A 23,724-nucleotide genomic window follows, 5' to 3' on the forward strand; every position below is an offset into this window, starting at 1 on the left:
GCACTGCCTGCATTTTCCCATATCGTGCGGGCCGCTAGGATTTTTCCGCCTCGGCCGCGCGCTTGAGTCCCACCAACTGTTCCGCCAGCACCTTGTCGACGATCGGCGCGATCCTCATCCCACCCATGCGGATATAGCCGCCCACGACATAGCTCATGACGACTCGCACCCCCTTGCCGGCGGGCGTGATGTCGAAGGTCAGCGTTCCCGTCACCGCCTCCGCCTGCAATGGCCCCAGGGCGCCCGACAGCCGCAACTGCCGGTCAGGCGCTGCGTAGATCACCCGGGCATGCTCAACGCTCCCCGCCCGCCCGCTCTTGCCCGGCATGGTTTCGCAGAAACAGCCGCCCGCCACCGGCTGAAGGCGCAGATTGGCCGCCTTGCCGCTATAGGTATGTTCGCTGCTCCACCAGCGTCCGGGCTGGCCCAGCAAGCGATAGACGGTGGCCGCGTCCGCAGCGACTTCGACGCTGTTCTCCACCGCAAAGCCGCCATCGCTGCTGGCTGTAACGGCAGAATGGGCCGGCGCGGCCATCGCCGCACCAGCCCATCCCAAAATCATGATCTTGCGCATGGCTCGTCCCTCCCGTGCAGGAGGGGCAGCGTAACTCAGGCGCCCTTGCCGTCCAAGATGGCGGCGATCTCGACCGTCACATCGTCCATGTCGGCCATGCCGTCGACCCGCGACACGATGCCGCGCGCTTCGTAGATCGGCAGGATCGGCGCGGTCTTGGCACGATATTCGGCCATGCGGGTGCGCACGGTTTCCTCATTGTCGTCCGGACGGCGCTTGAATTCATGACCACCGCATTTGTCGCAGCTGCCCTCGACCTTCGGCGTCTTGAACCTGTCGTGATAGCCCTCGCCGCAGGTCGCACAGGTAAAGCGGCCGGTGATGCGCTCGACCAGCGCGTCCTCGTTCACTTCCAGCTCGATCACATGGTCGAGCGTGCGATTGCGGTCCGACAGGATGCTATCGAGCGAATGGGCCTGCGCCTCCGTCCGCGGATAGCCGTCGAAGATCACGCCGGTTTCCGGCGCCAGCGCGTCCAGCGCCTCGCCGATGATGCCCGACACGATCTCGTCCGACACCAGTTCGCCCGCTTCCATCACGGCCTTGGCCTTGAGGCCGATCGGCGTCCCGGCCTTCACCGCCGCGCGGAGCATGTCGCCCGTCGACAGTTGCACCATGCCCCGGCTGTCCACCAGACGAGTCGCCTGGGTTCCCTTGCCGGCACCCGGAGGGCCGAGCAATATGATATTCATGTCGCGCATTCTCCCCTGTTCTTCGCGCTTTGACTGCCCTGCGCCCTAGCGCAGGCGCCCCTTCAGCTTCGCCTTCTTGATCAGATCCCCATATTGATGGGCGAGCAGGTGGCTCTGAATCTGCGTCACGGTATCGACCGTAACATTGACGACGATCAATAGGCTAGTCCCACCAAGGTAGAAGGGAATCCCCGCCCGGGCGATCACGAATTCGGGCACCAGGCAGATGAAGGCCAGATAGGCCGCGCCGATCACCGTGATCCGGGTCAGCACATAATCCAGATAATTTTCGGTGTTCTTGCCCGGACGGATGCCCGGAATGAACCCGCCATTGCGCTTGAGGTTATCCGCCGTCTCTTCCGGATTGAACACCACGGCGGTGTAGAAGAAGCAGAAGAAGACGATGCCGAGGCCATAGAGCGCCATATAGACCGGGCTGCCGTGCGACAGATACTGGTTCAGCGTCAGCACGAAATCGCCCAGCTTGCTCTCGCCCGCAACGGTCTGCCCAGCGAACTGCGACACGGTGAGCGGCATCAGCAGCAGCGAGCTGGCGAAGATCGGCGGGATCACCCCCGCGGTGTTGACCTTCAGCGGCAGATGGCTGCGGTCGGCCTGCATCAGGCCCTGACGCGTCTGCCGCTTGGGATATTGAATCAGCACCCGGCGCTGCGCCCGCTCCATGAAGCAGATGAAGGCGATCAGACCAAAGCCCAGCACGATCACCAGGAAGATGATGAGGCCCGAAATCGCACCCGTGCTGCTCGACTTGAACAGATTGCTGAGCGTCACCGGCAACTGGGCGACGATACCCGCCATGATGATGAGCGAGACGCCATTGCCGATGCCGCGCGAGGTGATCTGCTCACCCAGCCACATCAGGAACATGGTGCCGCCGATCAGCGAAATCACCGCCGCGACGCGGAACAGGATGCCCGGATCGACCACCGCCTGCACGCCCGATTGCGCGCCGAAGCTTTCAAGGCCGACGGCGATGAAATAGCCCTGCACCGCGGTCAGGCCGACCGTGCCGTAGCGGGTATATTGGTTCAGCTTCTTGCGCCCGCTTTCGCCTTCCTTCTTGATCGCGGCAAGCTGCGGCGAGAGGGAGGCGGCGAGCTGCACCACGATCGAGGCGGTGATGTAGGGCATCACGCCGAGCGCGATCAGGCTCATGCGCGAAAGCGAACCGCCCGAGAAGGTGTTGAAGATGTCGAGGATGCCTCCGTTCGTCTGCTTGTAGAGCTGCGACAGGGCGGTCGGATCGACCCCCGGCAGCGGCACGAAGCTGAGGAAGCGGAAGACGATCAGCGCGCCCAGCGTGAACCACAGGCGCTTCTTGAGGTCGGTCGCCTGGCTGAACTTCGCCAGGCTGAGATTGGATGCGAGCTGGTCGGCTCTCGATGCCATCTTGGCTGCCCTTCAAAACATCTAGCCGGGACACGCGCCCGGAGCGGAATCGCTAACCCCTTAGCGGGGCGATGGGGCGCTGTCGAACCGGATATTGCCGCCGATGCGACGAAAAAGCCCCTGATGCACATGGCCCCGCTTACCCATATCGGGCAGCGGGGCCATGCTTGCAAGAGTGGGTAGACCGAAATCAGGCCTTCGCTGCGGCCTTCTTGGCCGCAAGGGCGGTGCCCTTCTTCGCCTTGGCCTTTTCAGCCGCTGGAACCACCTCGATCACATCGACCTTGCCGCCAGCCTTCTCGACCGCCTCGACGGCGCCCTTGGAGGCGCCAGCGACCAGGAAGCTGACCTTCGCGGTCAGATCGCCCTTGGCGAGCAGGCGCACGCCGTCCTTGCCGCCACGGGCCAGGGCAGCGGCCTTCAGCGCCGCATGGTCGATGGTCGCATTGGCGTCGAGCTTGCCGGCGTCGATCGCCTTCTGCACCGCGCCCAGGTTCACGATCGCGTAATCCTTGGCGAAGATGTTGTTGAAGCCGCGCTTCGGCAGACGCATGTGGAGAGGCATCTGGCCACCCTCGAAGCCGTTGATGGCAACGCCCGAACGCGCCTTGGCACCCTTCTGGCCGCGACCGGCGGTCTTGCCCTTGCCCGAGCCGATACCACGGCCGACGCGCATCCGGCCCTTGCGGGCACCGGCATTGTCATTGAGTTCGTTGAGCTTCGTCATTGTTTGCACTCGCTTTCGCTATGTTCGCGCAGTCCCATCTGGGACAACTAAAAGAGGGCACGCCATTAGCGCCCTTTCCCAAAATACGAAAGAGGGGTTGCCCCCTCTTCCGCTTCATTCCGTCATGATCGGAAGGCTCAGCCTTCGACCACGGCCACCATGTGCGGCAGCTTGGCGATGGCACCGCGGACTTCCGCCGTGTCTTCCAGCTCCACGACGCGGTTCATCTTGCCAAGGCCGAGGCCGATCAGAATCTTCTTCTGGGCTTCGGGGCGACGGATCGGCGAACCGATCTGCTTGATCTTGATCTTCGCCATGATGTCTTACTCCGCAATCGCTTCGGCGTCAGCCTGCGCGACTTCAGCCGAGGCGCCACCGCGACGCAGAAGGTCGGCGACCTTCTTGCCACGACGCTGCGCAACCGCCTTCGGGCTGACCTGTTCACCCAGCGCCGCGAAGGTCGCCCGGATCATGTTATAGGGGTTCGACGTGCCGTTGGACTTGGTCACGACGTCCGCGACGCCGAGGCTTTCGAACACGGCGCGCATCGGACCGCCGGCGATGATGCCCGTACCGGCAGGCGCCGAACGGACCGTCACCTTGCCCGCACCGAAATGGCCGAGGCCATCATGATGCAGCGTGCGGCCTTCCTTCAGCGGAACGCGAACCATCGCCTTCTTGGCCGAAGCGGTCGCCTTGCTGATGGCTTCAGGCACTTCGCGCGCCTTGCCATGGCCGAAGCCGGCACGACCCTTGCCGTCGCCGACGACGACCAGAGCGGCGAAACCGAAGCGCTTACCGCCCTTGACGGTCTTCGAGACGCGGTTGATGTGAACCAGCTTCTCGATCAGCTCTTCGCCCTGCTCCTCGTCGCGGTTGCCGCGACGGTCGTCGCGACGGCCACGGCCGCCACGCTCGCCACGGTTGCGATCGCCGCCACGGCCACGGCCACGGCCGGGACCCCGACCTTCGGTCTGAGCCTCGACGCCCTCGGTCGGGGCGCCGGCTTCAATGGTGTTTTCTTCAGCCATGATCAGAACTCCAGCCCGGCTTCACGGGCCGCATCGGCCAGCGCCTTGACGCGGCCATGGAACAGGAAGCCACCACGGTCGAACACGACCTGGGTGACGCCGGCAGCGGTCGCCGCAGCGGCGACGCGCTTGCCGACTTCGGCAGCGGCTTCGGAAGAGGCGCCGGTCTTGCCCAGAGCCTTGGCACCCACATCCTTGTCCAGGGTCGAAGCCGACGCCAGGGTCTTGCCCTGCGCGTCGTCGATGACCTGGGCGTAGATGTGACGGCCCGAACGGTGGACGCTGAGGCGCGGACGGGTGCCCGAAACAGCCTTGAGCGCGGTGCGGACGCGGCGACGACGCCGCGCGAAGAGGGAAAGCTTTGCCATCTTACTTCTTCTTCCCTTCCTTGCGGAAGATGAACTCGCCGGCGTACTTGATACCCTTGCCCTTATAGGGTTCGGGCTTGCGCCAGCGGCGGATCTCGGCGGCAACCTGACCCACCTTCTGCTTGTCGATGCCGCTGATCTCGACCGTCGTGTTATCCGGGGTCTTGATCTCGATGCCTTCCGGCACGTCGAAGTCGACGTCATGCGAATAGCCGAGCTTCAGGTTCAGAACCTTGCCCTTGGCGTCCGCACGATAACCGACGCCGGTGATCAGCAGCTTCTTGGTGTAGCCCTCGGTCACGCCCGTGATCAGGTTGGCGACCAGCGTGCGCTGCATGCCCCAGAAAGCGCGGGCGCGCTTGCTGTCATTGGCAGGCTTCACCGCGATCACACCGTCTTCGATGCTGTAGGTGACTTCGTCGGCCAGCGGCAGCGACAGGGTGCCCTTGGGGCCCTTCACCGACAGCTGACCGCCTTCAATCGACGCCGTGACGCCCGCGGGGACGGCAACCGGCTTCTTACCAGTACGGCTCATCAGAACACCTCCGCCAGCACTTCGCCGCCGACATTCTGCTCACGCGCTTCGGCGTCGGACAGAACGCCGCGGGGCGTCGAGACAATGGTGATGCCCAGGCCATTGCGGATAACCGGCAGTTCCTTGGAACCCGAATAGACGCGGCGGCCCGGCTTCGACACGCGGGCGACATGCTTGATCGCCGGCTGGCCTTCGAAATATTTCAGCTCGATGCGCAGGCCAGCATGCTTGCCGAGCAGTTCCTCGGAATAGCCACGGATGTAACCTTCGCGCTGCAGCACGTCGAGCACGCGGGCGCGCAGCTTCGAAGCGGGGGACATCACGCTGTCCTTCTTCGCCTGCTGCCCGTTGCGGATGCGGGTGAGCATATCACCCAGGGGATCGGTCAATGCCATCTCAAATGATCCTTACCAGCTCGACTTGGTGACGCCGGGGATCAGGCCCTTGTTGGCCAGATCACGCAGCTGCACGCGGCAGAGGCGGAATTTGCGGTAATAAGCGCGGGGACGCCCCGTCAGCTCGCAGCGGTTCCGAACGCGGGTCGGGTTGCCGTTGCGGGGGATCTCCGCCATCTTCAGACGCGCGATCAGACGATCGCTGTCATCGGCCGCGGTATCATTCGCGATCGCCTTGAGCTTCGCATAGCGGCCGGCATATTTCTTCACCAGCTTCTTGCGGCGCTCGTTCTTGTTGATCGAACTCAGTTTCGCCATGACTTAAGTTCTCTTCCTTAGCTTAAGCGTTGGGAGAGAAGCGGGGCCAGATTCCCTAAAAAGGGCTTCAGGCCGCCTGCTTCTCTTCGAGCGGGAAGGGGAAGCCGAAGAGACGCAGCAGTTCGCGCGCTTCCTCGTCCGTCTTCGCCGTGGTGGTGACGATGATGTCCATGCCGCGCACCTTGTCGATGCGGTCATAGTTGATCTCCGGGAAGATCAGCTGCTCCTTGATGCCGAAGGCATAGTTGCCGCGGCCGTCGAAGCTCTTGGGGTTCAGGCCACGGAAGTCGCGCACGCGCGGCAGAGCGATGTTGATCAGGCGATCAAGGAATTCGTACATGCGCTCGCGGCGCAGCGTGACCTTGGCGCCGATCGGCATGCCCTCACGCAGCTTGAACTGCGCGATCGACTTGCGGGCCTTGGTGATGACGGGCTTCTGACCAGCGATCAGTTCCATCTCTTCCGCGGCCTGCGTGACCTTCTTCTTGTCCTGGGTCGCTTCGCCCACACCCATGTTGAGCGTGATCTTCTCGATCTTGGGGACCTGCATGACGTTCTCGTAACCGAACTTCTCGGTCATCGCCTTGGCGATTTCGGCGTCATAGAGCGACTTCGAGCGCGGGATATACTTGTCGCTCATTACAGCACCTCACCGGACTTGACGGCGACGCGGACCTTCTTGCCGTCGCGATCCTCGAAACGGACGCGGGTCGGCTTGCCATCCTTGTCGGCGACAGCGACGTTCGAAATGTGGAGCGGCGCGGGCTTGCGCTCGATGCCACCCTGCGGGTTCGCCTGGTCGGGCTTGCGATGCTTCGCATGCACGTTGATGCCTTCGACGAGGACCTTGTCGGCCTTCGGCAGCACCTGCAGGACGGCGCCGGTGCGGCCCTTGTCCTTGCCGGCCAGGATGACGACCTTGTCGCCCTTCTTGATCTTGGCAGCGCTCATTACAGCACCTCGGGGGCAAGGCTGATGATCTTCATGTGCTTCTTGGCGCGCAGTTCGCGAACGACGGGGCCAAAGATACGGGTGCCGATCGGCTCCTCGTTCTTGTTGATGAGCACAGCGGCATTGCCGTCGAAGCGAATCACGCTGCCATCAGCGCGACGCACGTCCTTGGCGGTGCGCACGATGACGGCGCGGTGCACGTCACCCTTCTTCACCTTGCCACGAGGCGCAGCTTCCTTGATCGAGACGACGATGATGTCGCCCACGCTCGCGAAGCGACGCTTCGAGCCGCCCAGCACCTTGATGCACTGGACGCGCTTGGCGCCGCTGTTGTCAGCGACGTCAAGATTGGATTGCATCTGGATCATGGATCCGGTTCCTTCTTATTTGGCCTACCGGGACAATTCCCGGCGGTTCCGAATTTCGTTGCCTAGAGCCTTTGACAAACCATCTGACTCGCACCCGGCGAGCCATTTGACTCTACGCGAAGCGCGGGCCTGTACCCTTTCCTGGAGGAAAAGGCCAGCCCCGCGCCGCGATTTTAGTTCAAAGGCTCAACGAGCCTCCCTCAGGCCGCCGTTTCCGGCGACTTGTGGGTGTCCACGCGCTCGATGACCTTCCAGGTCTTGAGCTTGGAAATCGGAGCGGTCTCCTCGATGCGGACCGTTTCGCCTTCCTTGTAGACATTGCCCTCGTCATGGGCATGGTACTTCTTCGAGCGGCGGATGATCTTGCCGTAGAGCGCATGCTTAACCTTGCGCTCCACGCGAACCACCACCGTCTTGTCGGTCTTGTCGGAAACCACCGTTCCCGTCAGCACGCGCTTGGGCATCGTGTAGTTCCTTCTTACTTCGCAGCCGAGCGTGAACGCCCAGCTTCTTCTTGTGCGCTCCGCGCACGGGCGGACTGGAGGGTCTTGATCTGCGCGATCGAGCGACGGACTTCCTTCACGCGGCTCGGCTTTTCCAGCTGGTTGGTGGCCGCCTGGAAACGCAGGTTGAACTGCTCGCGCTTCAGGTTGTTGAGCTCGGTCGACAGCTCGTCGTCCGACTTGGTCTTGAGGTCAGCTACATTCGCCACGGATTAACCCTCCAGGTGGGAGGTGTCGCCGAGGCGAGCGACAACCTTCGTCTTGATCGGCAGCTTCATCGCGGCGCGCGAGAAAGCCTCTGCTGCGAGCGGGCCGGGAACGCCGTCCAGTTCGAACAGGATGCGGCCCGGCTTGACGCGAGCTGCCCAATATTCGACCGAACCCTTACCCTTACCCTGACGGACTTCGGCGGGCTTCTTGGAAACCGGCACGTCGGGGAACACGCGGATCCACAGACGGCCCTGACGGCGAAGGTGGCGCTGGATCGCGCGGCGGGCCGCTTCGATCTGGCGTGCGGTGACGCGCTCGGGTTCCAGAGCCTTCAGACCATAGGCGCCGAAGTTCAGAGCCGAACCGCCCTTGGCGTCGCCCTTGATCCGGCCCTTGAAGGTCTTGCGGAACTTCATTTTTTTCGGTTGCAGCATGACGCTATACCTACCTTATTCTCAGCGCGCCGGGCGCACGCCGGAGGTCTGAGCCTCCAGCATCAGCCGGTCGGTAGCCATCGGATCGTGACCAAGGATTTCGCCCTTGAAGATCCAGACCTTGATGCCGCAGACGCCATAAGCGGTGTGCGCTTCGGCTTCGGCATAGTCGACGTTCGCGCGCAGCGTGTGCAGCGGAACGCGGCCTTCGCGATACCATTCCACGCGGGCGATCTCCGCGCCGCCCAGACGGCCGCCGCAGGTGATCTTGATGCCTTCGGCGCCCAAACGCAGGGCCGACTGCACCGCACGCTTCATCGCACGGCGGAACGCCACGCGACGCTCCAACTGGTCGGCAATGCCCTGCGCGACGAGCTTGGAGTCGATTTCCGGCTTGCGGATTTCGACAATGTTCAGGCTGACGTCCGAAGAGGTCAGGCTGCCCAGCTTCTTGCGTAGCTTCTCGATGTCCGCGCCCTTCTTGCCGATGATGACACCGGGACGGGCAGCGTAGATCGACACGCGGCACAGCTTGGCGGGACGCTCGATCACGACCTTGGAGATCGCGGCCTGCGGCAGGTTCTTCATGATATACTGGCGGATCTTCAGATCCTCCAGCAGCAGGCGGCCGTAATCGGCGCCTTCCGCGAACCAGCGGCTGTCCCAGGTACGGTTGATCTGCAGGCGCAGACCGATCGGATTGCTCTTGTGACCCATAGTCTTACGCCTCCGCTTCTTCAGCTGCTTCGCGAACGACGATGCGGACGCGGCTGAAGGGCTTCAGGATCCGGGTCGACTTGCCGCGGCCGCGGGCGTGGAAGCGCTTCATGGTGAAGCTCTTGCCCACCGATGCTTCCGCGACGACCAGCGCGTCGACGTCCAGATTGTGGTTGTTTTCCGCATTGGCGATGGCCGAAGCCAGCACCTTGCGCACGTCGACCGCCATCGCCTTCTTCGAGAAGGCGAGGATGTTCAGCGCGTCCTCGACCTTACGGCCGCGGATGAGCGTGGCGACCAGGTTCAGCTTCTGGGCCGAACCACGGATCTGCGTGCCAACGGCCAGCGCCTCATTGTCGGCGACGCGACGGGGAGCCTTTTCCTTGCTCATCAGCGCTTGCCCTTCTTGTCGGCGGCGTGGCCGGGGAAGTAGCGGGTGGGGGCGAATTCGCCCAGCTTGTGACCCACCATCTCCTCGTTCACGGAGACCGGAACATGCTTGCGGCCGTTATAGACGTTGAACGTCAGGCCGACGAACTGCGGCAGGATGGTGGAACGGCGCGACCAGGTCTTGATCGGACCCGAACGGCCACCGGCGTCCTGCGCGGTTTCCGCCTTCTTCAGAAGGCTGAGGTCCACGAACGGACCTTTCCAGACGGAACGAGCCATCTCGCTTACCTCTTCTTCTTCGCGTGGCGGCTACGGATGATGAACTTGTCCGTCGCCTTGTTGTGGCGGGTGCGCGCACCCTTGGTCGGCTTGCCCCAGGGCGTGACCGGATGACGGCCGCCCGAGGTCCGGCCTTCACCACCGCCATGCGGGTGATCGACCGGGTTCTTCGCCACACCGCGCGTCAGCGGACGCTTGCCGAGCCAGCGGTTACGACCGGCCTTGGCAAGGTTGGTGTTGGCATTGTCCGGGTTCGACACGGCACCGACGGTGCCCATGCAGTCCGAACGGATGTAACGCTGCTCGCCCGAGGACAGGCGGACCATCACCATGCCACGATCGCGGCCGACGAGCTGGGCATAGGTGCCCGCCGAACGGCAGAGCTGACCGCCCTTGCCTGGCTTCATCTCGATATTGTGGATGATGGTGCCGACCGGCATCTGGCCCAGTTCCATCGCGTTGCCCGGCTTCACGTCGGTCTTCTTGCCCGCGACGACCTTGTCGCCCGGGGCCAGACGCTGCGGCGCCAGGATGTAGGCCTGGGTGCCGTCGGGATAGTTGACCAGCGCGATGAAGGCGGTGCGGTTCGGGTCATATTCCAGACGCTCGACCGTACCTTCCACGTCCCACAGACGACGCTTGAAGTCGATGATGCGATAGCGCTGCTTGTGACCGCCGGCGATGCCGCGCGAGGTCACATGGCCCTTGTTGTTGCGGCCGCCGGTCTTGCGCTTGCCTTCGGTCAGCGCCTTGACGGGCTTGCCCTTGTGCAGACCGCTGCGGTCGACCAGGATCAGGCCGCGCTGGGCGGGGCTGGTCGGGTTATAAGTCTTCAGCGCCATGATCAGCGCACTCCTTCGGTGATGTCGATCGACTGGCCATCGGCCAGACGAACGATCGCCTTCTTCACGTCCGAACGCGTGTAGGGCTTGCCCTTCCACTTCTTGGTCTTGCCCTTGGCAACCAGCGTGTTCACGCTCTTGACGCTCACGCCCCAGATCGCTTCGACGGCAGCCTTGATCTCCGGCTTGGAGGCGTCATTGGCGACCTTGAAGACCACGGCGTTGTTCTCGGAGAGAAGCGTCGACTTCTCGGTGATGACCGGCGCGACGACGACGTCGTAATGACGGTTGTCGACGGTGGTCGCTTCCTTCTTAGCCATTGAAACGGGCCTCCAGCTTTTCGACCGCGGCGCGGGTCAGCACCAGCGAGTCGGCCTTCAGTATGTCGTAGACGTTGGCGCCAACGGCCGGCAGCAGGTTCACGCCGATGATGTTGGCCGACGCCTTCGCGAAGCTGACATTCACCGCGTCGCCGTCGATGAACAGAGCCTTGTTGAGGTTCAGCTTGGCGAGGTGCGCGACCAGAGCCTTGGTCTTGCCTTCCGCCACGTCGAGATTGTCGAGAACGATCAGCGAACCGCTCTTGGCCTTCGACGACAGGGCCATTTTCAGGCCGAGCGCACGAACCTTCTTGTTGAGGTCGTGACCGAAGGTGCGGGCGCGGGCGCCGTGAGCCTTACCACCGCCGATGAAGACGGGAGCGCGGCGATCGCCGTGACGAGCCGTGCCGCCGCCCTTCTGGCGGCCGAACTTCTTGCCGGTGCGGGCAACGTCCGAACGCTCACGGGTAGCGCGGGTCGGAGCCCGGCGCTTTTCGAGCTGCCAAGTGACGACGCGGTGCAGAATGTCGGTGCGGGGCTCGATACCGAACACGGCATCGTTCAGCTCCAGCTCGCCGGCGGCTGCGGCATCGAGGGTCTGTACATTGACCTTCATGGATTAGCCCTCCTGGCCTTCGGTCGCTTCGGGAGCAGCCGCTTCTTCAGCGGGCGTTTCGGCCGGAGCGTTGTTGCTGTTGGCGGCAGCCTTGAGGCTCGCCGGATAGGGCGCATCGGCCGGACGCTTCACCTTGACGGCATCGCTGACGGTCAGCCAGGTGCCCTTGGCACCGGGAACGCTGCCCTTGACGAACAGCAGGCCACGCTCGACATCCGTGCGGACGATTTCGAGATTCTGCTGCGTGCGCTCGCGGTCACCCATGTGACCCGCCATCTTCTTGTTCTTGAAGACGCGGCCCGGATCCTGACGGTTACCGGTCGAACCATGGGCACGGTGGCTGATGGACACGCCGTGGGTGGCGCGCATACCGCCGAAGCCCCAGCGCTTCATGGCACCGGCGAAACCCTTACCCTGGGTATGACCGGCGACGTCGACCAACTGGCCGGCGATGAAGTGATCGGCCGCGATCTCGGCGCCGACATCGAGGAGCGCGTCCTCGGCGACACGGAATTCGACCAGACGCTGCTTGGGCTCCACCTGCGCCTTGGCGAAGTGGCCGCGCTGCGGCTTGGCGACATTCTTGACCTTCGCGACGCCCGCACCGAGCTGCACCGCGACATAGCCGTCACGCTCAACTTCCTTGCGGGCCACGACCTGATTGCCCTCAAGGGCCAGAACCGTAACCGGAATATGACGTCCGTCCTCCTGGAACAGACGGGTCATCCCGACTTTCTTAGCGATCACGCCTGTGCGCATCACTGATTACTCCCATAGAGGCCCGCTGTAGCAGCGGGCGTATCCAACGAAAAAACCGCTCAGGATCTCTCCCTCGCGGCCAACCCATGCATAACAATCACCCCGTCCGGGTTGGATGCCGATCCCGCCAGGGAAAGGCGACGGGGGACCAGGACCACGCGCCTTGGCCGGTTCACCGGCGGGCCGTGCGGTATCCCTTGTGTCGTTTGAGCTTCCGGCCAGCCCAAAATAGAGTGGCCAGAATGCCCGATACCCTGCCCTCCTTTCGGAAAGCAGGGACTTGCCAGCTTAGGCCAGCTTGATTTCGACGTTCACGCCGGCAGCCAGATCCAGCTTCATCAGCGCGTCGACCGTCTGCGGCGTCGGCTGCACAATGTCAAGCATACGCTTGTAGGTGCGGACCTCGAACTGCTCGCGCGACTTCTTGTCGATGTGCGGACCACGGTTGACCGTGAACTTTTCGATGCGCGTCGGAAGGGGAATCGGACCGCGGATAAGGGCGCCAGTGCGGCGGGCGGTGTCGGCGATGTCGCCGGTCGCCTGATCAAGCACGCGATGATCGAACGCCTTGAGGCGAATGCGGATGTTGCTGTCCATTGTTCCTGTACCGATGCGAAAGAGCCAAAAACTCAGAGCATTTTCAAAAATCAGCCGGAGCAGCCGATGACTTGTGAAAATGCGCCAACAAAAATTTACCGCCCCGTTTCTGGCCCTTCTAGCTCAGTCGAGCCGGAGAAAGGCGATCCGGGGCGGTTAAAATCCTCAGCGGCGCGAATCAGGCGATTCGCGCCGCTGCGGTCCTATATTACTTCGAGATCGTGCCGACAACCCCTGCACCAACGGTGCGGCCGCCTTCACGGATGGCGAAGCGCAGACCCTGGTCCATGGCGATCGGGGCGATCAGCTTGACGCCGAGCTTCACATTGTCGCCGGGCATGACCATCTCGGTGCCCTCGGGCAGGATCACTTCGCCGGTCACGTCGGTGGTGCGGAAGTAGAACTGCGGACGATAGTTCGCGAAGAACGGGGTATGACGGCCGCCTTCTTCCTTCGACAGGACGTAGACTTCCGCGTCGAACTCGGTGTGCGGGGTGATCGTGCCGGGCTTGGCCAGAACCTGACCGCGCTCGACTTCTTCACGGCCCACGCCACGGATCAGCGCACCGATATTGTCGCCCGCACGACCTTCGTCGAGCAGCTTGCGGAACATTTCCACGCCGGTGACGGTGGTCTTGCGGGTGTCCTTGATGCCGACGATTTCGACTTCTTCACCAACCTTGACGATGCCGGTTTCGACGCGGCCGGTCACGACGGTGCCGCGGCCCGAGATCGAGAACACGTCTTCGATCGGCATCAGGAACGGCTTGTCGATCGGACGCTCCGGCTGCGGAATGAAGGTGTCGACCGCTTCCATCAGCTTCAGAACGGCGTTCTTGCCGATTTCGTCGTTCGTGCCATCCAGCGCCTTGACGGCCGAGCCGGGGATGACGGGGATGTTGTCGCCGTCGAAGTCATAGCTGCTCAGCAGTTCGCGGATTTCCAGCTCGACCAGTTCCAGGATTTCCGGATCGTCGACGAGGTCGACCTTGTTCATGAACACGACGAGCTGCGGCACGCCGACCTGGCGGGCGAGCAGGATGTGCTCACGGGTCTGCGGCATCGGGCCGTCGGTGGCCGAAACGACGAGGATCGCGCCGTCCATCTGGGCCGCACCGGTGATCATGTTCTTGACGTAGTCGGCGTGACCCGGGCAGTCGACGTGCGCGTAGTGACGGGCTTCGGTCTCATACTCGACGTGCGCGGTCGAGATGGTGATGCCGCGTTCGCGCTCTTCGGGAGCCTTGTCGATGTTGGCATAGTCGACGAAGGTCGCGCCGCCGGTTTCGGCGAGCACCTTGGTGATCGCCGCGGTCAGCGAGGTCTTGCCATGGTCGACGTGACCGATGGTGCCGATGTTGCAGTGCGGCTTGTTCCGCTCAAACTTAGCCTTAGCCATTTTATCCTACCTTCTAATCAAATCAGCTTTGGTCTGACCGCTCGGCCGCGCCTCGCGAAGGCGCGTCCATAGCAGCAAATTTACAGATTACCAGCCCTAACCGAACCGGTTGCCCGGTTCGGTCACGGGATTCTTCAGGCCATCTTCGCCTTGACCTCGTCCGCTACATTCTGCGGCACTTCGTCATAGTGCGAGAAGATCATCGAATAGTTCGCACGACCCTGCGTGAAGGACCGCAGCGAGTTCACGTAGCCGAACATGTTGGCCAGCGGAACCATCGCCTCGACGACCTGCGCGTTGCCGCGGGTATCGGTGCCCTGGATCTGACCACGACGGCTGTTCATGTCGCCGATGACGTCGCCCAGATATTCCTCCGGAGTGACGACCTCGACCTTCATGACCGGCTCGAGCAGGGTGATACCCGACTTCTGCGCCGCTTCGCGCATGGCGGCGCGGCCGGTGATTTCGAACGCCAGCGCCGACGAGTCGACGTCATGATAGGCGCCGTCATAGAGCAGGATTTCGAAGTCGATGATCGGGAAGCCGATGAGCGAGCCGGTGGCCGCCGTTTCGCGCATGCCCTTCTCAATGGCGGGGATATATTCCTTCGGAATGTTGCCGCCCTTGATCTCGTCCTTGAAGATGATGCCAGCGCCGCGCTCGCCCGGCGTCAGCTTCACCTTGATGCGGCCGAACTGGCCGGTGCCGCCCGACTGCTTCTTGTGGGTATAGTCGATGTCGACCGGCTTCTTGAGATACTCGCGATAGGCCACCTGCGGCGCACCGACATTCGCCTCGACCTTGAACTCGCGCTTCATGCGGTCGACGAGGATTTCGAGGTGCAGTTCGCCCATGCCCTTGATGATGGTCTGGCCCGACTCGTGATCGGTCGTGACGCGGAAGGACGGGTCCTCGGCGGCCAGGCGGTTGAGCGCGACGCCCATCTTTTCCTGGTCGGCCTTGGTCTTGGGCTCCACCGACAGTTCGATGACCGGCTCGGGGAATTCCATCCGCTCCAGGATGATCGGCTGGCGCTCGGCGCACAGCGTATCGCCGGTGGTGGTTTCCTTCATGCCGGCCAGCGCGACGATGTCGCCGGCATAGGCGGTGTCGATATCTTCGCGGCTGTTGGCATGCATCAGCAGCATGCGGCCGATCTTTTCCTTCTTGTCCTTGACCGAGTTCAGGTACGTGCCCTTGGTCAGCGTGCCCGAATAGATGCGCAGGAAGGTCAGCGAACCGACGAACGGGTCGTTCATGATCTTGAACGCCAGGCCCGAGAAGGGCGCGTCGTCCGCCGTGGCGCGGCTATCGGGCTCTTCGGTGTTCGGGTTGATGCCCTGCACATCTTCGATGTCGAGCGGCGAAGGGAGATAGTCGACCACTGCGTCGAGCAGCGCCTGCACGCCCTTGTTCTTGAACGACGAACCGCACAGCACCGGCACGAACGCATGACCCAGCGTACCCTTGCGGATCAGCTTCTTGAGCGTATCGACGTCGGGCAGATTGCCTTCCAGATAGGCTTCCATCGCGGCATCATCCTGCTCGACGGCAAGTTCGATCAGCTTTTCGCGATATTCGGCGGCCTTGTCGGCGAGGTCAGCCGGGATGTCGATATATTCGAACTCGGCACCCAGGCTCTCATCCTTCCAGATGATGGCGCGGTCGTGCACCAGGTCGACCAGACCCACAAAGTCCGATTCCGCGCCGATGGGGAGATAGAGAACGGCCGGAGTGGCGCCCAGACGGTCGATGATGGTCTGCACGCAATAATAGAAATTGGCGCCGGTGCGGTCGAGCTTGTTGATGTAGCACATCCGCGGGACCTTGTACTTGTCCGCCTGACGCCACACGGTTTCCGACTGCGGCTCAACGCCCGCGACGCCGTCGAAAGCGGCAACCGCACCGTCGAGCACGCGCAGCGAACGCTCGACTTCGATGGTGAAGTCGACGTGGCCGGGGGTGTCGATGATGTTGAGGCGGTGGTCCTTCCAGAAGCAGGTCGTGGCCGCGGAGGTGATGGTGATGCCACGCTCCTGCTCCTGCTCCATCCAGTCCATGGTGGCGGCGCCTTCATGGACTTCGCCGATCTTGTAGGACTTGCCGGTATAATAAAGGATGCGCTCGGTCGTGGTGGTCTTGCCGGCGTCGATATGCGCCATGATACCGAAATTGCGATAGCGTTCGAGCGGATGGCTGCGGGCCATGATGCGTCTCCGTTGCCGGCGCGCCGGCGGTGAGTGAATGAGTCTTGCGGCTGGCCCCTAAACCAATCCGTCCGCCATGGGTAGCCCCACGGCGAACGGACCGATCTTCGAAACCTGAAATGACAAGGCGGGCACCTGAGCGCCCGCCCTGAATTACCAGCGGTAGTGCGAGAAGGCGCGGTTCGCTTCCGCCATGCGGTGCGTGTCTTCGCGCTTCTTGACGGCATTGCCGCGGTTGTTGGCGGCATCCAGCAGCTCACCCGACAGGCGGGCGGCCATGGTGGTTTCGCTGCGGTTGCGCGAAGCCGTGATCAGCCAGCGGATGGCCAGAGCCTGGGCGCGCTCGGGACGCACTTCGACCGGGACCTGATAGGTCGCACCGCCGACGCGGCGGCTGCGGACTTCGATGCCGGGCTTCACATTGTTCAGCGCGTCATGGAACATCGCGATCGGGTCCTTCTTGGACTTCGTCTCGACGGTTTCGAGCGCACCGTACACGATGGACTCGGCGACGGCCTTCTTGCCGTCCTGCATGATGCTGTTCATGAACTTCGACAGCACGATATCGCCGAACTTGGGATCGGGCAGGATAACGCGCTTTTCGGGGCGACGACGACGTGACATATTCTAGTCTCCCTTACTTCGGACGCTTCGCGCCGTACTTCGAACGGCTCTGCTTACGGTCCTTGACGCCCTGGGTATCCAGAACGCCGCGCAGCACGTGGTAGCGCACACCGGGAAGGTCGCGCACGCGGCCGCCGCGGATCAGCACGACGCTGTGCTCCTGAAGGTTGTGGCCTTCACCGGGAATGTAGGTGATGACTTCGCGCTGGTTGACCAGACGCACCTTCGCCACCTTGCGAAGTGCCGAGTTCGGCTTCTTCGGGGTCGTCGTGTAGACACGGGTGCAAACGCCGCGCTTCTGCGGGTTCGCTTCCATTGCAGGGACCTTCGACTTGGTCTTCTGCAGCTCGCGGCCCTTGCGGACCAGCTGGTTGATCGTTGGCATGAAGCCCTTCACCTTTTTCAGTTACTTTACCTGCATTCCCGCGTTCCATGCAGCCTGAAAAAGCGAATCGCTTCCAAACGGCAAAGGCCCCGGCGGAAACCCGCCCGGAGCCGCAAGAGCACCGGCAATGTTCAGCTCTGGCGCCCCAAGGACCGTTTCTGGGCAGACGAATCCATCCATCCCGGACCTTTGAGCAGGCGCGCCTATAACGATGCCTGCCCGGTGGGTCAAGGACGGTGCCGGCCGCACTCGTTCCGTCCCCGGTCCGACATGGTGAAGGCAGGGTTAGGGAATTGATAAGAACAGGGAAGCTATTCTGGACCGATGCCGCCACGACGGTGCGCGCTTGGATGGAATGTGACCCAGCTTTCAACAATCACCGGCGAATTCAACGCCCCGGACATGGAGGCCGCCTTTCAGGCCGACCGACTGCCCGAGTCGCAACGCCACGCCCGGTTGCTTTTCCTGCTGTCGGCAATCCTCAACGCCCTCTTCCTCTTCAGCGACTGGCGCTTTGCCGGCACGCCGCATTTCTGGATCGCCGTTCCCGCTCGCACCGCGGTGGTCCTCTGGTCGCTCGTCTGCCTGTCCTTGTCCCGCCATATGGTCAATTTCCGGGCGGTGGAGCGGATCTGTTTCGCCTGGCAACTCGTGACGGCCATCGGTGTCGCATTCCTCGTTTCCTCGCGCAGCGACATCGCGATCTTCGTCCTCGTGATGCTGCCGCTGATCTTCTATCTGGTGGTGCCCACCAGCTTCCGTGGCAATGTCGGCGGCGGGCTGGGCTGCGCGGGGCTGCTGCTGGTCGGCTATCTCGCCCCGGCCCCCTTCGCGCCCACGGCGCCCGGCATGATCATGGCGGTGCTGATCCTGCATTGCGGCATGTGCATGGCGATCGCGCGAACCAACCGGCTCCAGCGCAAGGAATGGATGGCAAGCCAGATGGCCCAGACCGCCCGCACCGCGCTCGCCGCCAATAGCGAGACGCTGGAGCGCATGTTCCTGAGCGTGCCGATCCCGCTGCTCGTGACGCGGCCGGACGGTTCGGTCGTGCGCTTCAACGACGCAGCCGTCCGCACTTTCGGCGCCTATGGCGACCTTTCCAGCGTCCCGTTGCTGAGCGAAGAAGGCGCCGCGCCACCATCGGGCTGCGGGACGAACCTGCGCGACCGCATCGCCGCCGGACAGGAAGTCGACAATCTCGAATGCCGCATCGTCAGTGGCGACGGCGCCGTGCATGATGTGCTGCTGGCCTCCCGCCCGATCGTGATCGGGGGGGAGGATTGCATCCTCTCCAGCATCGTCGACATCACCGCCCGCAAGGAGGCGGAGCGTCATCTCGCCCATCTGGCCATGACAGATGCGCTGACCGGCCTTGCCAACCGGTCGCATTTCATGGCGATGCTGACCCAGGCCTCCGCCGCCACCAGCCGTTCGGGCGGGCAGATGGCCGTCGTGTTGATCGATGTCGACGAATTCAAACGGATCAACGACAGCGCCGGCCATGATGCAGGCGACGCCCTGCTCTGCGCCGTCGCCGAACGGCTCCGCGATGCGGTGCGGCCCGGCGATCTGGTCGCGCGCATGGGTGGCGACGAATTCGCGGTGCTGCTGACCCGGCTGCGTATCGCGTCCGACCTCGATGCCATATTGGCGCGCATGACCGAGCAGCTCCACCAGCCGCTCAGCCACGGCACCCGTGACATCGACTGCCGCGTCTCCATGGGGGTCGCGCTGTTCCCCGAACATGCGGGCAACATGGCCGACCTCATGAAACATGCCGACATCGCTCTCTATGAAGCGAAAAACGGCGGCCGGGGCCGGGCCTGCCTCTTCGAACCGGGCCTGCTGGTGCGCTGGCAGCGCGATGCGCGGATGCTGGAACGCGCGCGCGACGCGCTGGTCCACTCTCCGCCCGCGCCCTGGTATCAGCCCAAGGTTGACCTCTCCACGAACCGGGTCATCGGGTTCGAAGCGCTGCTGCGCTGCGTCCGCCCGAACGGATCGATCATCATGCCGGGCGAGATCGCCGCCGCCTTCGAACATTCCGAACTGGGTCGCGTGATTACCGAACGGATGCTGGCCCAGGTGCTGGCCGATTGCCGCATGTGGCAGGACCAGGGCCTAGATTTCGGCCATGTCGCGATCAACGTGCCCGGTGTCGAACTGCATGACGGCAGCTTCCCCGACCGGCTGCTCGACGCGCTGGAAGCCACGGGCGTCCCGCCCAACCGGATCGAGCTGGAGGTCACCGAATCCGTCTTCCTCGGCCGCAATGCCGAAGTGGTGGAACGCAGCCTGCATCGCCTGAGCGCGGCGGGCGTCTCGATCGCGCTCGATGATTTCGGAACGGGCTATGCCTCCCTGTCGCACCTCAAGCAGTTCCCGATCGACATCATCAAGATCGACCAGTGCTTCGTGCGCGATCTGGAAACCGATCCCGATGACGCCGCGATCGTACGGACGGTGCTCAACCTCGCCTATAGCCTGGGTATCCGCACCGTGGCCGAAGGCGTCGAGAATGTGCGCCAACTCGACTATCTGCGCGCAGGCGGCTGCCATTTCGGTCAGGGCTTCCATTTCGGCGCGGCGGCACCCGCGTCGCAAGTGCCCGAAATGCTGGGACTGAGCCCGTCGGCGAAGGCGGTCCGCCCCGCATAGCAATCCCGCGCAAGAATTTTTGCGACCGGCCGGAACCAAAATTCAGCTTCCACGTTTCGTCCCGTTCATCCTTCGACTCGTCACGACTCCGCCGACGCGGATTCGCGCGACTCGATTCCTTTTGTTAGCGCCCCCTTCACTAAAAAACGCACGCGGGGTCGCAATTGTCGCAACAGAGCAAGAAGGGGGTCGCCACCCTCTGGGCCAGGATCGCTGCCCGGTGCGCAAGCCTGTGCCCGGAGCGGGAGATTTTCCTGCGCTCAGGCGGCCAGGTGAAGTTCATCCGTATTTCCCGCCGGGCGCAGCTTGCCGCCGCCGGTCTCCTGTCCACCGCGGTGATCGGCTGGACCGGCCTGACCCTGTCCATGGCCGTCGGCAATGCAAGGATGGAGCGAGATCGCGCAGCGCTCAGCGCCGAGGGCAAGGCCGTCGCCAGCAGCGCCAACAAGGTCGCGACCTATCGTCAGTCGGTCGACCGGCTCGCCCATGAGCTGGAAGAACGGCAGGATTTCATGGACGACCTCTACCGCACCCATTTCGGCAAGGAAGACGCAACCCCTGCCCAGGATGTGGTCGGCAAGCCCGACAGGACGACACAGGCCAATGGACAGGCCGATGGCAAAGCCGGTGCGCACCGGCTCAGCACCCGGATCAGCGCCGCCCCGGAGGCGGCTCCACTGCTCCAGATCGACGCCCGCCAGCGCCGGTTCGCAGCGCTGCTGACCGGCGCCGTGCAACAGCGTGCGGAAAAGGCCGCCGCCGCGATCCGCAGCTTCGGCCTCAACCCCGATGCCCTCGCCCGCAGCGCCGCGCGGGCCCAGGGTGGTCCCTTCGTCCCATGGGAAGGACAGGATGCCATGCCCGGCGAGTTCGAAAAGCTCGCCAAGGCGCTGTCCCGCATGGAATTTCTGGAAGCCAGCCTGCTCGCCATCCCTTCGGGCAAGCCCACCGCGACCCCGATGCTCAGCAGCAGCTACGGCTATCGCAGCGACCCGTTCAACGGCCATGCCGCCTTCCATGCGGGGCTGGATTTCCCGGGCAGCTACGGCCAGCCGATCCTCGCCGCCGCCGACGGCAAGGTCAGCTATGTCGGCCAGCGCAGCGGCTATGGCAATGTGGTCGAGGTCGATCATGGCAACGGCATCATGACCCGCTATGCACATCTGTCCGGCTTTGCCTCCCATGTCGGTCAGAAGGTGGCGCGCGGCGACAGGATCGCCCGAATGGGCTCGACCGGCCGCTCGACCGGCACGCATCTGCATTTCGAAGTGCGCGTGAACGGCAACCCCATCAACCCTCGCCGCTTCCTGGAGGCCCGCAAAGATGTTCTCCAAATCCAGCAGATCGCCTCGGCCCGCCTCGCCGGTGTCGGCGACCGGGGCTAAGAACACCCCCTTTTCCCTGATCGGCAGCGATGTGACGATCACCGGCAATCTGACCGCGAGCGTCGACCTGCATGTCGACGGCGTGGTCGAAGGCGACATCGGTTGTGCCGCGCTGGTACAGGGGCCGGACAGCCGCATCACCGGCCATGTCACGGCGAAAAGCGCACGGCTCGCAGGCCTGGTCGACGGATCGATCACGGCGCAGGAACTGGTGATCGAAAGCAGCGCCCGCATCACCGGCGATGTCGTCTATGACAATATCTCGATCGCGCCCGGCAGCCGTATCGAGGGCCGCTTCACCCACAAGGACAACGGTCCGGTCGCGCCGGGCGAACTCAAACTGATCGCCAACGACAGCGCGGGCTAAGGATTAGCCTGGTCTGCGGCCGGTTTTGGCCAGAAGCGGACTTCAACAATTCGTCATCCCAGCGAAGGCTGGGATCTCGTGAGGCTGGGCTGTCCCCTCTCGCCTGAGATCCCAGCCTTCGCTGGGATGACGAGTTTGAGTGGCAGCTAACCACCCGATCCAGCCCGATCAGTTGACCGGCGCCCGCCGTCGATAGCTGAGCGCCTCCGCCACATGCACCCGGCCGACCCGTTCGGACCCGGCCAGGTCCGCGATCGTCCGCGCCACCCGCAACACCCGCGTATAGCCCCGCGCCGACAGCTTCATCGCCGCAGCCGCCTGCGCCAGCAATTCGCACCCCGCCTGGTCCGGCCCGGCGACATCCTCCAGCCGGTCGCCGTCCACCTCGGCATTGGTGCGCGCAGCCGTCCCGGCATAGCGCCGCGTCTGCACATCCCGCGCGGCCGCCACCCGCGCCGCCACCTCGGCCGATCCCTCGGCGGGCGGCGGCAACACCAGGTCGGCCGCGGTCACCGCCTGCACCTCGACATGCAAGTCGATGCGATCGAGCAGCGGCCCCGACACCTTGGCCTGATAATCCGCCGCGCAGCGCGGCGCCCTGGAGCAGGCCAGCGCCGGGTCGCCCAGATGACCGCAACGGCACGGATTCATGGCCGCCACCAGCTGCACCCGCGCGGGAAAGGTCACATGCGCATTGGCACGCGCCACCGTAACTTCCCCCGTCTCCAGCGGCTGGCGCAGCGAATCGAGCACCGTGCGCTGGAATTCGGGCAGTTCGTCAAGGAACAGCACGCCCAGATGCGCCATGCTGACCTCGCCCGGCCGCGCCTTGTGCCCACCGCCGACCAAGGCCGCCATCGACGCGCTGTGATGCGGGTTGCGGAAGGGCCGCGCCCGGCTGATCCGGCCGCCCTCCAGCGTTCCCGCCACACTGGCGACCATCGACGTTTCGAGCGCTTCCGCCGGTGTCAGTTCCGGCAATATCCCCGGCATGCAGCTCGCCATCAGCGACTTGCCCGCGCCGGGAGGGCCGACCATCAGGAGATTATGCCCGCCCGCCGCCGCGATCTCCAGCGCCCGCTTGGCCGTCTCCTGACCCTTGACCTGTTTGAGATCGACGGCGCGCAGCGGCGGCTCCACCGCTCCCGGCTGCGGCGGCGTGAGGGCGGCGGTGCCCTTGAAATGGTTGAGCAGGCCAAGCAGGTCGGGCGCGGCAACGACTTCCACCTGCCCCGCCCAGGCCGCTTCGCTCCCCTGCGCAACCGGGCAGACCAGGCCCAGTTCACGCTCCCCGGCATGAAGCGCCGCAAGCAGCACGCCCGGCGTCGGCGCGATACGGCCATCCAGCCCCAGTTCCCCGACGACGACATAGCCCGACAGCGTTTCGGCATCGATCACCCCCATCGCGCCCAGCAGGGCGAGAGCGATGGGGAGATCGAAATGCGATCTATTCACGTATTGATGGAAACCTGCCACTTCAGATCCTGGAAGGGTTAGCCGGATCGGGGCAACGAGCCGCCCCAATCGGCGCCCGAGAAAGTTCGTGTTGAGGCGGTGGCCGTAAGGCTCACGAGCGTACCTGCTGATGAACAAAGCCGATGGCGAATCGGATTCAGCGGGGCGTCTTCCGGCAATCCTGCATGAGAGCGTAGTCACAAAA

The 23,724-nt window shown here is 63.8% G+C and carries 31 protein-coding genes and 1 pseudogene; 3 read left to right on the forward strand and 29 right to left on the reverse strand.

The features are described from left to right. Positions 1-34: 34 nt before the first annotated feature. The 28 genes from YP76_RS00365 to rpsL all read right to left on the reverse strand — a co-directional run bounded on the left by YP76_RS00365 (position 35) and on the right by rpsL (position 17,651). Entirely contained in the window at positions 35-574 is a 540-nt protein-coding gene (locus tag YP76_RS00365) for an SRPBCC family protein (RefSeq protein WP_046761664.1), read from the reverse strand. 35 nt (positions 575-609) lie between these two features. Next, positions 610-1,266, reverse strand: a complete 657-nt coding sequence (locus YP76_RS00370) for an adenylate kinase (RefSeq protein WP_046761665.1) — start codon at positions 1,264-1,266, stop codon at positions 610-612. A 45-nt stretch (positions 1,267-1,311) separates the two neighbouring features. After that, the gene (gene secY / locus YP76_RS00375; protein WP_046761666.1) at positions 1,312-2,676 is read right to left on the reverse strand and encodes a preprotein translocase subunit SecY; all 1,365 of its coding nucleotides are present in this window, start codon (positions 2,674-2,676) and stop codon (positions 1,312-1,314) included. A gap of 190 nt (positions 2,677-2,866) precedes the next feature. Next, positions 2,867-3,403, reverse strand: coding sequence for a 50S ribosomal protein L15 (rplO, locus tag YP76_RS00380; RefSeq protein WP_046761667.1), 537 nt, complete (start codon positions 3,401-3,403; stop codon positions 2,867-2,869). Between the two features lie 137 nt (positions 3,404-3,540). Continuing rightward, positions 3,541-3,720 (reverse strand): 50S ribosomal protein L30, encoded by a 180-nt coding sequence (gene rpmD, locus YP76_RS00385; protein WP_046761668.1) that lies wholly within the window; start codon positions 3,718-3,720, stop codon positions 3,541-3,543. Between the two features lie 6 nt (positions 3,721-3,726). Further along, positions 3,727-4,434 (reverse strand): 30S ribosomal protein S5, encoded by a 708-nt coding sequence (gene rpsE / locus YP76_RS00390; protein ID WP_046761669.1) that lies wholly within the window; start codon positions 4,432-4,434, stop codon positions 3,727-3,729. A gap of 2 nt (positions 4,435-4,436) precedes the next feature. After that, complete coding sequence (gene rplR / locus YP76_RS00395; RefSeq protein ID WP_046761670.1) at positions 4,437-4,802, reverse strand: 50S ribosomal protein L18; 366 nt, start codon at positions 4,800-4,802, stop codon at positions 4,437-4,439. A gap of 1 nt (position 4,803) precedes the next feature. Further along, the gene (gene rplF / locus YP76_RS00400) at positions 4,804-5,337 is read right to left on the reverse strand and encodes a 50S ribosomal protein L6 (RefSeq protein ID WP_046761671.1); all 534 of its coding nucleotides are present in this window, start codon (positions 5,335-5,337) and stop codon (positions 4,804-4,806) included. Continuing rightward, positions 5,337-5,732 (reverse strand): 30S ribosomal protein S8, encoded by a 396-nt coding sequence (gene rpsH, locus YP76_RS00405; protein WP_046761672.1) that lies wholly within the window; start codon positions 5,730-5,732, stop codon positions 5,337-5,339. The genes rplF and rpsH overlap by 1 nt, the downstream gene beginning before the upstream one ends. Before the next feature lie 12 nt (positions 5,733-5,744). Continuing rightward, a complete protein-coding gene (gene rpsN / locus YP76_RS00410) occupies positions 5,745-6,050 on the reverse strand; it encodes a 30S ribosomal protein S14 (protein ID WP_007707881.1) in 306 nt (101 codons plus the stop codon). A gap of 67 nt (positions 6,051-6,117) precedes the next feature. Next, positions 6,118-6,690, reverse strand: a complete 573-nt coding sequence (rplE, locus tag YP76_RS00415) for a 50S ribosomal protein L5 (protein WP_046761673.1) — start codon at positions 6,688-6,690, stop codon at positions 6,118-6,120. Next, the gene (gene rplX / locus YP76_RS00420) at positions 6,690-7,001 is read right to left on the reverse strand and encodes a 50S ribosomal protein L24 (RefSeq protein WP_046761674.1); all 312 of its coding nucleotides are present in this window, start codon (positions 6,999-7,001) and stop codon (positions 6,690-6,692) included. The genes rplE and rplX overlap by 1 nt, the downstream gene beginning before the upstream one ends. Beyond that, complete coding sequence (gene rplN / locus YP76_RS00425; RefSeq protein ID WP_007686569.1) at positions 7,001-7,369, reverse strand: 50S ribosomal protein L14; 369 nt, start codon at positions 7,367-7,369, stop codon at positions 7,001-7,003. Before rplN ends, rplX begins: the two co-directional genes overlap by 1 nt. A 200-nt stretch (positions 7,370-7,569) precedes the next feature. Next, positions 7,570-7,833: a 30S ribosomal protein S17 gene (rpsQ, locus tag YP76_RS00430; RefSeq protein WP_006960320.1), complete on the reverse strand. Its 264-nt coding sequence runs from the start codon at positions 7,831-7,833 to the stop codon at positions 7,570-7,572. A gap of 14 nt (positions 7,834-7,847) precedes the next feature. Next, entirely contained in the window at positions 7,848-8,081 is a 234-nt protein-coding gene (gene rpmC / locus YP76_RS00435; protein ID WP_046761675.1) for a 50S ribosomal protein L29, read from the reverse strand. A gap of 3 nt (positions 8,082-8,084) precedes the next feature. Beyond that, positions 8,085-8,516 (reverse strand): 50S ribosomal protein L16, encoded by a 432-nt coding sequence (gene rplP, locus YP76_RS00440; RefSeq protein ID WP_007686573.1) that lies wholly within the window; start codon positions 8,514-8,516, stop codon positions 8,085-8,087. 21 nt (positions 8,517-8,537) lie between these two features. Beyond that, positions 8,538-9,233, reverse strand: a complete 696-nt coding sequence (gene rpsC, locus YP76_RS00445; RefSeq protein ID WP_021239758.1) for a 30S ribosomal protein S3 — start codon at positions 9,231-9,233, stop codon at positions 8,538-8,540. A 4-nt stretch (positions 9,234-9,237) separates the two neighbouring features. Continuing rightward, positions 9,238-9,624 carry a 50S ribosomal protein L22 gene (gene rplV / locus YP76_RS00450; protein ID WP_021239759.1) on the reverse strand — a complete coding sequence of 129 codons (387 nt, stop codon included), beginning with the start codon at positions 9,622-9,624 and terminating at the stop codon, positions 9,238-9,240. Further along, on the reverse strand, positions 9,624-9,902 hold the full coding sequence (gene rpsS / locus YP76_RS00455) for a 30S ribosomal protein S19 (protein ID WP_046761676.1): 279 nt from the start codon (positions 9,900-9,902) through the stop codon (positions 9,624-9,626). The genes rplV and rpsS overlap by 1 nt, the downstream gene beginning before the upstream one ends. A gap of 5 nt (positions 9,903-9,907) precedes the next feature. Then, positions 9,908-10,744: a 50S ribosomal protein L2 gene (gene rplB, locus YP76_RS00460; RefSeq protein ID WP_046761677.1), complete on the reverse strand. Its 837-nt coding sequence runs from the start codon at positions 10,742-10,744 to the stop codon at positions 9,908-9,910. 2 nt (positions 10,745-10,746) lie between these two features. Beyond that, positions 10,747-11,064, reverse strand: coding sequence for a 50S ribosomal protein L23 (locus YP76_RS00465; protein ID WP_046761678.1), 318 nt, complete (start codon positions 11,062-11,064; stop codon positions 10,747-10,749). Then, on the reverse strand, positions 11,057-11,680 hold the full coding sequence (gene rplD / locus YP76_RS00470; protein WP_046761679.1) for a 50S ribosomal protein L4: 624 nt from the start codon (positions 11,678-11,680) through the stop codon (positions 11,057-11,059). The genes YP76_RS00465 and rplD overlap by 8 nt, the downstream gene beginning before the upstream one ends. Positions 11,681-11,683: 3 nt before the next feature. Continuing rightward, positions 11,684-12,439: a 50S ribosomal protein L3 gene (gene rplC / locus YP76_RS00475; protein ID WP_046761680.1), complete on the reverse strand. Its 756-nt coding sequence runs from the start codon at positions 12,437-12,439 to the stop codon at positions 11,684-11,686. 288 nt (positions 12,440-12,727) lie between these two features. Next, positions 12,728-13,036 (reverse strand): 30S ribosomal protein S10, encoded by a 309-nt coding sequence (gene rpsJ / locus YP76_RS00480; RefSeq protein ID WP_007686587.1) that lies wholly within the window; start codon positions 13,034-13,036, stop codon positions 12,728-12,730. A 208-nt stretch (positions 13,037-13,244) separates the two neighbouring features. After that, positions 13,245-14,435 (reverse strand): elongation factor Tu, encoded by a 1,191-nt coding sequence (gene tuf, locus YP76_RS00485; protein WP_046761681.1) that lies wholly within the window; start codon positions 14,433-14,435, stop codon positions 13,245-13,247. Between the two features lie 134 nt (positions 14,436-14,569). Beyond that, positions 14,570-16,642: an elongation factor G gene (fusA, locus tag YP76_RS00490; protein ID WP_046761682.1), complete on the reverse strand. Its 2,073-nt coding sequence runs from the start codon at positions 16,640-16,642 to the stop codon at positions 14,570-14,572. A gap of 153 nt (positions 16,643-16,795) precedes the next feature. Beyond that, on the reverse strand, positions 16,796-17,266 hold the full coding sequence (gene rpsG, locus YP76_RS00495) for a 30S ribosomal protein S7 (RefSeq protein WP_037464411.1): 471 nt from the start codon (positions 17,264-17,266) through the stop codon (positions 16,796-16,798). 13 nt (positions 17,267-17,279) lie between these two features. Further along, positions 17,280-17,651, reverse strand: a complete 372-nt coding sequence (gene rpsL / locus YP76_RS00500; RefSeq protein ID WP_007686591.1) for a 30S ribosomal protein S12 — start codon at positions 17,649-17,651, stop codon at positions 17,280-17,282. Between the two features lie 357 nt (positions 17,652-18,008). On the opposite strand from rpsL, the gene YP76_RS00505 reads away from it, so the two are divergent. The 3 genes from YP76_RS00505 to YP76_RS00515 all read left to right on the forward strand — a co-directional run bounded on the left by YP76_RS00505 (position 18,009) and on the right by YP76_RS00515 (position 22,064). Then, complete coding sequence (locus YP76_RS00505; RefSeq protein WP_157035625.1) at positions 18,009-20,312, forward strand: putative bifunctional diguanylate cyclase/phosphodiesterase; 2,304 nt, start codon at positions 18,009-18,011, stop codon at positions 20,310-20,312. Between the two features lie 164 nt (positions 20,313-20,476). Further along, positions 20,477-21,697 (forward strand): M23 family metallopeptidase, encoded by a 1,221-nt coding sequence (locus YP76_RS00510; protein WP_046761684.1) that lies wholly within the window; start codon positions 20,477-20,479, stop codon positions 21,695-21,697. Further along, positions 21,636-22,064: a bactofilin family protein gene (locus tag YP76_RS00515; RefSeq protein ID WP_046761685.1), complete on the forward strand. Its 429-nt coding sequence runs from the start codon at positions 21,636-21,638 to the stop codon at positions 22,062-22,064. The genes YP76_RS00510 and YP76_RS00515 overlap by 62 nt, the downstream gene beginning before the upstream one ends. A 168-nt stretch (positions 22,065-22,232) precedes the next feature. On the opposite strand, the pseudogene YP76_RS00520 reads toward YP76_RS00515, so the two are convergent. Then, a pseudogene (locus tag YP76_RS00520) lies at positions 22,233-23,510 on the reverse strand (YifB family Mg chelatase-like AAA ATPase); the annotation flags it as partial. Positions 23,511-23,724: the final 214 nt, after the last annotated feature.

Origin of the sequence: Sphingobium chungbukense, from assembly GCF_001005725.1 — a bacterium.
Classification (GTDB): Bacteria; Pseudomonadota; Alphaproteobacteria; order Sphingomonadales; family Sphingomonadaceae; genus Sphingobium; species Sphingobium chungbukense.